General features: G+C 59.3%; 6 protein-coding genes. 5 read left to right on the top strand and 1 reads right to left on the bottom strand.

What is annotated here, in order from left to right:
* The first annotated feature begins 316 nt into the window (after positions 1-316).
* Both RDN59_RS10510 and galE read left to right on the top strand, forming a co-directional pair.
* Positions 317-997, top strand: coding sequence for a metal-dependent transcriptional regulator (locus RDN59_RS10510; RefSeq protein WP_102234163.1), 681 nt, complete (start codon positions 317-319; stop codon positions 995-997).
* Positions 998-1,001: 4 nt separating this feature from the next.
* Positions 1,002-1,985: a UDP-glucose 4-epimerase GalE gene (galE, locus tag RDN59_RS10505; protein WP_308607791.1), complete on the top strand. Its 984-nt coding sequence runs from the start codon at positions 1,002-1,004 to the stop codon at positions 1,983-1,985.
* Here the strand turns inward: galE and RDN59_RS10500 are convergent.
* Positions 1,942-3,090: a DUF4192 domain-containing protein gene (locus tag RDN59_RS10500; RefSeq protein ID WP_308607790.1), complete on the bottom strand. Its 1,149-nt coding sequence runs from the start codon at positions 3,088-3,090 to the stop codon at positions 1,942-1,944. The genes galE and RDN59_RS10500 overlap by 44 nt on opposite strands.
* 337 nt (positions 3,091-3,427) lie before the next feature.
* Here RDN59_RS10500 and RDN59_RS10495 point away from each other — a divergent pair, with 337 nt between their 5' ends.
* The 3 genes from RDN59_RS10495 to RDN59_RS10485 all read left to right on the top strand — a co-directional run.
* Positions 3,428-4,447: a PAC2 family protein gene (locus RDN59_RS10495; RefSeq protein WP_070516895.1), complete on the top strand. Its 1,020-nt coding sequence runs from the start codon at positions 3,428-3,430 to the stop codon at positions 4,445-4,447.
* A 102-nt stretch (positions 4,448-4,549) separates the two neighbouring features.
* Positions 4,550-7,123, top strand: coding sequence for a DUF3516 domain-containing protein (locus RDN59_RS10490; protein ID WP_308607789.1), 2,574 nt, complete (start codon positions 4,550-4,552; stop codon positions 7,121-7,123).
* Positions 7,124-7,304: 181 nt separating this feature from the next.
* On the top strand, positions 7,305-8,135 hold an 831-nt coding region (locus RDN59_RS10485; RefSeq protein ID WP_374044609.1), incomplete at its 3' end, for a PTS sugar transporter subunit IIC.

Below are 8,135 nucleotides of genomic sequence, written 5' to 3'. Positions count from 1 at the left end.
GCCGATCGCCTCCGCGAATACGCTCTTTAAGTTCTGTTTCATAGCTTGGCGCTAGCCATCGAGGCATATCCCTCCTGCCCACATAGATTGTCTACTGGGCCAGGGAGGTCGATGCTCGGTGGCTTTCGTCATTTCTCGAGGACTGAATATCGCTTGATTCATATCTGCCCATTCACCCTGCGCAGTGTGCAGCGCTGCGTGCGCTAAGCCCTGAAAAAATACGCTATTGTTTAAGATATTCTCTTAATACACTCCTATTACCGCGCCTAAACCTATGTGGCTACGGACCGCCGACAACGCAGAAAGGTAAGCCCACGTGAGGGACCTAGTTGACACCACGGAAATGTATCTGCGAACCATTTATGAGCTCGAAGAGGAAGGGATTACCCCACTGCGTGCTCGCATTGCAGAGCGCCTAGAGCAGTCTGGGCCGACTGTGTCCCAGACTGTGGCTCGCATGGAGCGCGATGGCCTGCTCCACGTGCGCACGGACCGCAGCCTCGACCTCACCCAGCAGGGCCGCGAACTGGCCACCAATGTCATGCGCAAGCACCGCCTCGCTGAGCGGTTGCTCACGGACGTCCTGGGCCTCGATATTCACAAGGTTCATGATGAGGCTTGCCGTTGGGAGCACGTCATGAGCGAAGAGGTAGAGAAGCGAGTTATAGCCGTTCTTGAGGATTCTTCCCGCTCCCCCTTCGGCAACCCCATCCCAGGTTTGGCGCAGCTTGGCATGACCCCCGCGGAACTCGACCTGGGGACTCGCGCCATCGATCTTCCCACCGGGCAAAAGACTGCAGCCACCATCGTCCAGATCAATGAGGTTTTGCAGGCGGATAACTCGACTTTCCACGAGCTTTACTCGTGCGGTATTCAGGTTGGTTCGAAGGTTACCGTGGTCAATGACAGCGGAACGATTACGCTGACCACAGAGTCGGGCCACACCGTCGAGCTTGTCGACGACCTCGCGCACGCTATCCGAGTCAAGGAGAACTAGGGCGATGAAACTACTTGTCACTGGCGGTGCCGGCTATGTTGGCAGCGTGTGCGCGGCCGTCCTCGTGGAGAAGGGTCACGACGTTACCATCATCGACAACTTTTCCACCGGCAACCGCGAAGCTATCCCAGAGCAGGCCCGCCTTGTCGAGGGTGACGTGGCCGATGTCGCTCGTGAAGTGTTGTCTGAAGGAGGCTTCGACGGCGTTTTGCATTTTGCCGCGCGCTCCCTCGTCGGCGAATCCGTTGAGGCTCCAGCTGACTATTGGCAGCACAATGTCGTCACGACGCTGCAGTTGCTCAACGCCATGCGCGAATTCGGCGTCACCAACCTTGTGTTTTCTTCGACTGCGGCAACGTACGGCGAGCCTGCACAGGTTCCGATCACAGAGACGATGCCTACGCAGCCGACGAACCCTTATGGCGCATCCAAGCTCGCAATCGACTACATGATCACCTCCTATGCCCGGGCCTATGGCTTGGGGGCGACGTCCTTGCGCTACTTCAACGTCGCCGGTGCCTACGGCAGCATTGGCGAGAACCGCGAGGTGGAAACCCACCTCATTCCGCTTGTATTGCAGGTAGCACTTGGCCATCGCGACAAGATCTTCATTTTCGGCGATGACTACGACACTGCCGATGGCACCGCCGTCCGCGATTACATCCACATCCGTGACCTGGCTGACGCCCATGTGCTCGCGCTCGAAAGCAACGCTGCGGGTACACACCGCATCTATAACCTCGGCTCCGGGGACGGTTACTCTGTCAAGCAGGTCATTGAGGCCTGCCGTGAAGTCACCGGACACCCCATCCCGGCTGAGCTGGCGCCGCGCCGCGCAGGCGACCCCGCGACTCTCGTAGCTTCCTCGGAAAAAATCAAGTCCGAGCTCGGATGGGATCCCCGCCGCACCGATCTGACCACCATCGTGACGGATGCCTGGAACTTTACCCGGCAGCTCGGCGCGCGGGCGCACTCCGCTCAGCGTTAGCATCACCCTCCTGGGCCGCATCCCCTACCGCGTTGTCAAAAGCTTTGCGCGCGCCTGTGTGGATCGAAGCGCGTATCTTTTCGTGCAATCCGTGGCGATAGGCCTGGCACAACAGCGAACCTAAGCGGTGACTGGGGAACTCTTCCGTGACGAGCTGCAGCGCGGGTCCGGCCAGGATATCCCACTCCTGTTCCATGTGTGCCAGGGCAAACAGGGTCAGTGCATTCGCCCGTAATTCTTCGCCGAATGTGCGCGCTGCTGCTAGGAGAAGGTACGCACCGGTTTCGCCTGCCTCCGCACAGATGCCCACCACGAGGTCGCGCGTCCAGGTCGTCGACAGCCACACGGCGCATGATGCCAACAGCTCTACATCTTCTTCGGCTTCCTCCGCAGACGCCACCTGGTGAAGCGCCCACTGAGCATCATCAACAAAGTGCTCAAGGAGTTCCTTGCGCTTCTTCCCTTTCGCCGCGGCCACCTGGGCGCGAAACTGAGTCGCGGTATCGCGTGCTTGCCGGCTAAGGGCTTCTGTTTCGGCAGAATCCAGGTGTGGGTTTCCCGGCGCGAAAATGGCAAAGAATTCTTCCCTATTGAGCTCTGGAACAACATTGTGATTGACGCAGGAACGCATCGAGGGGGCGTCGGTAAGCGCCGGTATAGTGCCTTCTACCCACTTTTTCATCGGTCCGCTCCCATCCGCGTTCACGGTTCCGTGCAACAAAACGTAGGGCTCATGTTTGGTGATTTCCTTGGCGTACCAGGCCGCGTCAATCTCCAACCCGTCACAGGAACGATCCAGGCCATAGAGCCAGTGGGTCACCTCCCGTAGTTCAGTAAGCGGGCGCTGCGAAATGAGGAAGGCGAAGACGCCTTCGCGGGCATTCTCTGCCAGCATCGCCGCGATATCCGGCAGGGCTCCGGCGGCATCGACGATATCGACGCGGGCGAGCGGACCCATGGCCGGGCCGCGCGGGGTGGTGTCAATGGCCATGAACACCACCGATTCGGTGGGATAGAAGCCAAGGAGTCCGGGTATGTTAGCGAGGAGATGTCCAGGTGTCGTAATCGGTGGGGTGTTATCTGCGTGCGTTGAGAATGTGCTCATACTTGTACCCTGGACCAGGGCTACCACAGGACGCTAGGGGGATCACGCCACACACGGAGAATCTGTGGATAACTAGTCCGGACTGGTCTGTAATCCGAGGGAAGAGCCGAGTTATTCACACCCACCCACTCGACATGCTGGCACAACGGATGGCCATGTGGCATGCTTGAACGATCATCACCAGTGCCCATGATCAATCCCAGCTCGGCTTGGTAAGGAACGCACATTCGCAGCTGGGAATAGGTAGTAGCCCGACAGCGTTGCAAGGCACAGAACGCTGATTAAGTCCGTACGCTTCTAAAGAAGCGCAAGGATAGAAGGAGGAGGAGTCACAACCATGCAGGAAGAACAGGGCCGCATGTATGAGCTGGAGTATCCCGCACCAGTGGTCAAGGACGATTCCGCCCCAGACAATGGCCCTACGATGATCGTTGCCATGAATGGCTATGCCGATGCGGGCCAGGCCGTCGAAGCCAGTGCTGATCACCTCAAGGCCGCGTTAGAGAACCGCCAGCTGGCTTCGTTTAATAATGACGAGCTTATTGACTACCGCTCTCGCCGCCCCGCCGTCACCATTGACCACGACCGCACGGTAGAGATTGAAAACACCGATCTGGGCATCAAGGTGCTCCGGGATAACTCCGGCACACCTTTCCTGCTGCTTTCTGGACCGGAACCGGACTTGCGCTGGGAGGCATTTACGGACGCGGTGGTGAACTTGGTGGAAAAGTTCGATATCAAGAACACCATCATGCTGTACTCGGCCCCTATGCCAGTGCCGCACACCCGCCCCACCGTGGTCACGGCGCACGGCAATGAGCCAGAGCTCCTAAACTCCATGGTGCGCATGGAATCCACCATGATGGTCCCCGGCGCCGCCGCCCTGTATATCGAGCGAGCCTTGGATAAGAAGGGCCGCCGCGTTGCTGGATACACCGCTCATGTTCCGCACTACCTTGCGGCGTCCCCTTACCCGGCCGCCACGCTACGGCTGCTGGATTCGGTCGCCACGGCAGCTGACCTCAACATTCCGCTGGGCAGCCTGGAAGCGGACGTTGCTCGCATCAACCAGCAGTTGGAGGAGCAGGTTACCGATTCTGAGGAGATCGCTGGCGTCGTGCGCCAGTTAGAAGAGCAGTACGATGCCTACATGGAGCGCTACCGCTCCCGCCACCCGCAGGCCATCATGCCAGGTGAGGAGCACATGCCCACCGGCGAGGAGATCGGTGCGGACTTTGAGGCCTTTCTTGCTGGCCTCGATGACAGCTCGGACATTCTGTCCGAAGATATCGATGACCGCGAAGACAACTACGGCCGCGATGAGGGCCCCGGCTTAGACATGGATGACGACGTCTAAGCATGTTCTGCCCCGACTGTACGGCAACTGGCAAGGCGGTGAAGTTGGGGCGCAGGGCCGACGCGCTCTGCTCTATAGAGCTTTTCGCCTAAGGTGGGACGGGTGAACCTTTCTCAGATGTTGCCCGATCTCGCCGAAGTCCCCGAGTCGATGGTTGATGAGGCCATCTGGGACACATTTTTGTCTTGGACTTCCGGCCGCGGTATCTCGCTTTACCCGGCGCAGGAAGAAGCCTCCCTTGGCGTTCTCGCCGGGGATAACGTCATCTTGGCCACCCCCACCGGTTCTGGTAAGTCCATGGTGGCCAACGCCGCCCACTTTATTGCATTAGCCCGCGGCCAGCGCAGCTTCTATACCGCTCCCATTAAGGCCTTGGTGAGCGAAAAGTTCTTCGCTCTCTGCGAGATTTTCGGCCCCGAAAACGTCGGCATGATGACCGGCGATGCCACGGTCAATGGCTCCGCCCCGATTATCGCCGCCACCGCTGAGATCGTGGCCAATATTGCGCTTCGCGATGGCGCGGAAGCCGCCATCGATCAAGTGATCATGGACGAGTTCCACTACTACTCCGAACCCGATCGCGGCTGGGCCTGGCAGGTACCGCTTTTGGAGTTGCCCAAGGCCCAGTTCCTGCTCATGTCCGCCACCCTGGGTGATACCGCCTGGTTGGAGAAGGATTTGACGGAGCGTACCGGTCGCACGACGACTCTGGTAGCGGGAACAACTCGCCCAGTACCCCTCGACTTCTCTTATGTCTTTTCCGCGGTCCACGAAACCATCGAAGAATTGCTCGCCGATGGCAAGGCGCCGATCTACGTCGTCCACTTCTCCCAGCGCGAGGCCTCGGAGCGCGCGCAGGCGTTGACGTCCCTGTCGAAGATCATCACCGCAGAGGAGAAGGAGGCCATTGCCGCTGAGCTCGCGGGATTCCGATTCACCACCAGGTTTGGCAAGGATCTGTCGAAGCTGCTGCGCAAGGGCATCGGCGTCCATCACGCGGGCATGCTGCCGAAATACCGGCGCTTGGTTGAGCGCCTGGCACAAAAGGGCCTTCTCAAGATTATTTGTGGTACCGATACTCTGGGGGTGGGCATCAACGTCCCCATCCGCACAGTACTGATGACAGGTTTGGCCAAGTATGACGGAACCCGCCAGCGCATTCTGAAGTCTCGCGAGTTTCACCAGATTGCCGGGCGCGCGGGCCGCGCGGGTTATGACACGGAAGGCACCGTCGTCGTGCAGGCGCCGGAGTATGAGATTGAGAACGCCAAGGCGCGGCGCCGTGTGGGCGATGACCCGGCGCGCCTCAAGAAGCTGAAGAAGAAATCTGCGCGCGATGGTGAAGTGTCGTGGTCGGAACAGACTTACGCACGGCTTATCGACGCCGAACCGGAGCAACTGACATCCCAGTTCCGAGTGACCAACTCCATGTTGCTCAACGTGCTCGCCCGCCACGGCAACGGCTACGAGCACCTTAAGCACCTGCTCCGCACGAGCCATAACACGCGTGCCCGCCAGAACGAGGACATCCTCACAGCGTTGAGTCTGTTCCGTGGCCTCCTTAATTCGGGCGTGGTGCAAAAGTCTACGAAGGGACTCGACATCTACGGCCGCCCCTACCACGTGGTGCGTGAGATGCCGCGCGATTTCGCCCTCAACCAGCCTTTAGGGCCCTTCGCGCTGGCGGCGCTCACCTTGCTGGATCCCGAGTCCGAATCCTATGCCCTCGATGTCATCTCTGTCTTTGAATCGGTGCTGGATGATCCACGCCAGGTGCTCATTGCCCAACAGAAGCAGCGGCGCGGTGAGGAAATCGCGGCGCTCAAAGCTGAGGGCGTGGACTATACCGAGCGCATGGCCATCGTGGAAGACATCACGTGGCCAAAGCCCCTAGAAGAGCTCCTCGAACAATCCTATGAGACCTTCTGCCAGACCAACCCATGGGCCAAAGAGTTCGAGCTGCGGCCTAAGTCGGTGGTGCGCGACATGCTGGAGAGCGCCATGACTTTTTCCGATCTCGTCGCCACCTACGGTCTTGCCCGCTCGGAAGGCGTCATTTTGCGCTACCTCACCGATGCGTGGCGTACTCTCAAGCAGTCCATCCCCGCGGAATTCCTCACAGAGGAACTCGAGGACATCATCGTCTGGCTCGGAGAGCTTATCCGCCAAGTCGATTCTTCGCTTGTCGACGAGTGGGCTGAGATGGCTGGCGAGGACTCCCCCATTTCCCAGGAGGATTTGGACCGCGAGTTGGCCTTCGGAGTCGAGGATCCCACCGCCTTGACCGCTAATCAGCGGGCTTTCAGCATCATGGTGCGCAATTACTTCTTCCGCCTTGCACAGCTCTTTGCGTTGGAGAAGGAAGAGCGCTTGGCAGACCTGTTGGACTACTTGGAGGAGATTCCTGACTTTGGCCGTGCTCTCGATGACTACTTCGATGACTACGATGACATCGACACTGGGCCAGCGGCTAGGGGGCAGGAATACTTTGTCTTGGACAAGGGCGACACGGGCTCGGGCGCTCGTGGCGTTGGCGGCTCGCGGTCGTGGACCGTGCGCCAGATCCTTAAGGACCCAGAGGGTGATAACTCCTATCAGCTCGTTGGCACCGTAGATCTCGATGCCTCCGATGAAGCCGGGGAAGTACGGCTATCTGAGCTGAGCGTGGAGTACTAGGGCGCATAAGCAGGGAATATTAATACCCCTTTTTCTGCATTAATATTTTCTACCCATCGCATATTATGCGTATGATTGGGGGATGAGCACGCCACAGCAGATAGACGAACGCAAGCTTTCCCCTATCCCACACGCCAGCGCTGCCCCCGCGGCCGAGCGCCTCACACCCGGTTCCTTCACCATGAAGGTCCTCAACGGCATCTCCATCGCCGTCGTGGTGTCACTGGTTCCGCAAGCCCTACTGGGCGAACTGGCCAAGGCTCTGCTGCCCTTCTGGTCTGGCGCCGCCACCGTCATGGCCCTCACCGGTTTGGCCGCTAGCCTTTTGCCCGTCATGATCGGCGTCCTCATCGGCATCGAATTCAAGATGACTCCCATCCAAACCGCCGCGGTGGGTATTGCCTCCTTCTGCGGCTCCGGCGTGGCCACGGTGAATCCCGAGGGTGGCTTCTTCCTCAAAGGCACTGGCCTTGTGATCAACTCAGGACTTACCGCAGCCATCGCGGTGGCACTGCTTCTTTTTATCGGCGATAAGCTCAAGAACTACTCAATCTTACTGCTCTCCACCATTGTGACTCTGGTCGCGGGCACGATTGGATGGGTAGTCACTTTCCCCGTTGTTAAGGTCTTCACCCTGTGGTTGGGCAACTTGGTCAACGGCGCAACCACCTTGCAGCCGGTCCTCATGGGCGTGGTCCTCGCTATCCTCTTCGCCATCATGATCGTCTCCCCAGTCTCCACCGTTGGAATTGCCACTGCCATCTTCATTGACGGTGTGGCCTCCGGTACCGCCAACCTGGGCGCCGTGGCCGCCGGATTTACCCTCCTGGTTGCTGGTTGGCGCGTCAACGGCTTCGCCACCTCCATCCTGCACGTCCTCGGTTCCCCCAAGGTGCAGATGGCCAATATGCTGTCCAAGCCAGTGACCTTCCTCCCGGTAATTTGTTCCGCGGCCGTCTTGGGCGGCGTCGGCGGCGCCCTAGGGATTTCCGGTACCCCGATTTCCGCTGGC

The organism is uncultured Corynebacterium sp. (genome assembly GCF_902489365.1).
GTDB lineage: Bacteria > Actinomycetota > Actinomycetes > Mycobacteriales > Mycobacteriaceae > Corynebacterium.
Note: the sequence above shows the minus strand (reverse complement) of the source record. Positions and strands in the feature narration are given on the sequence as shown.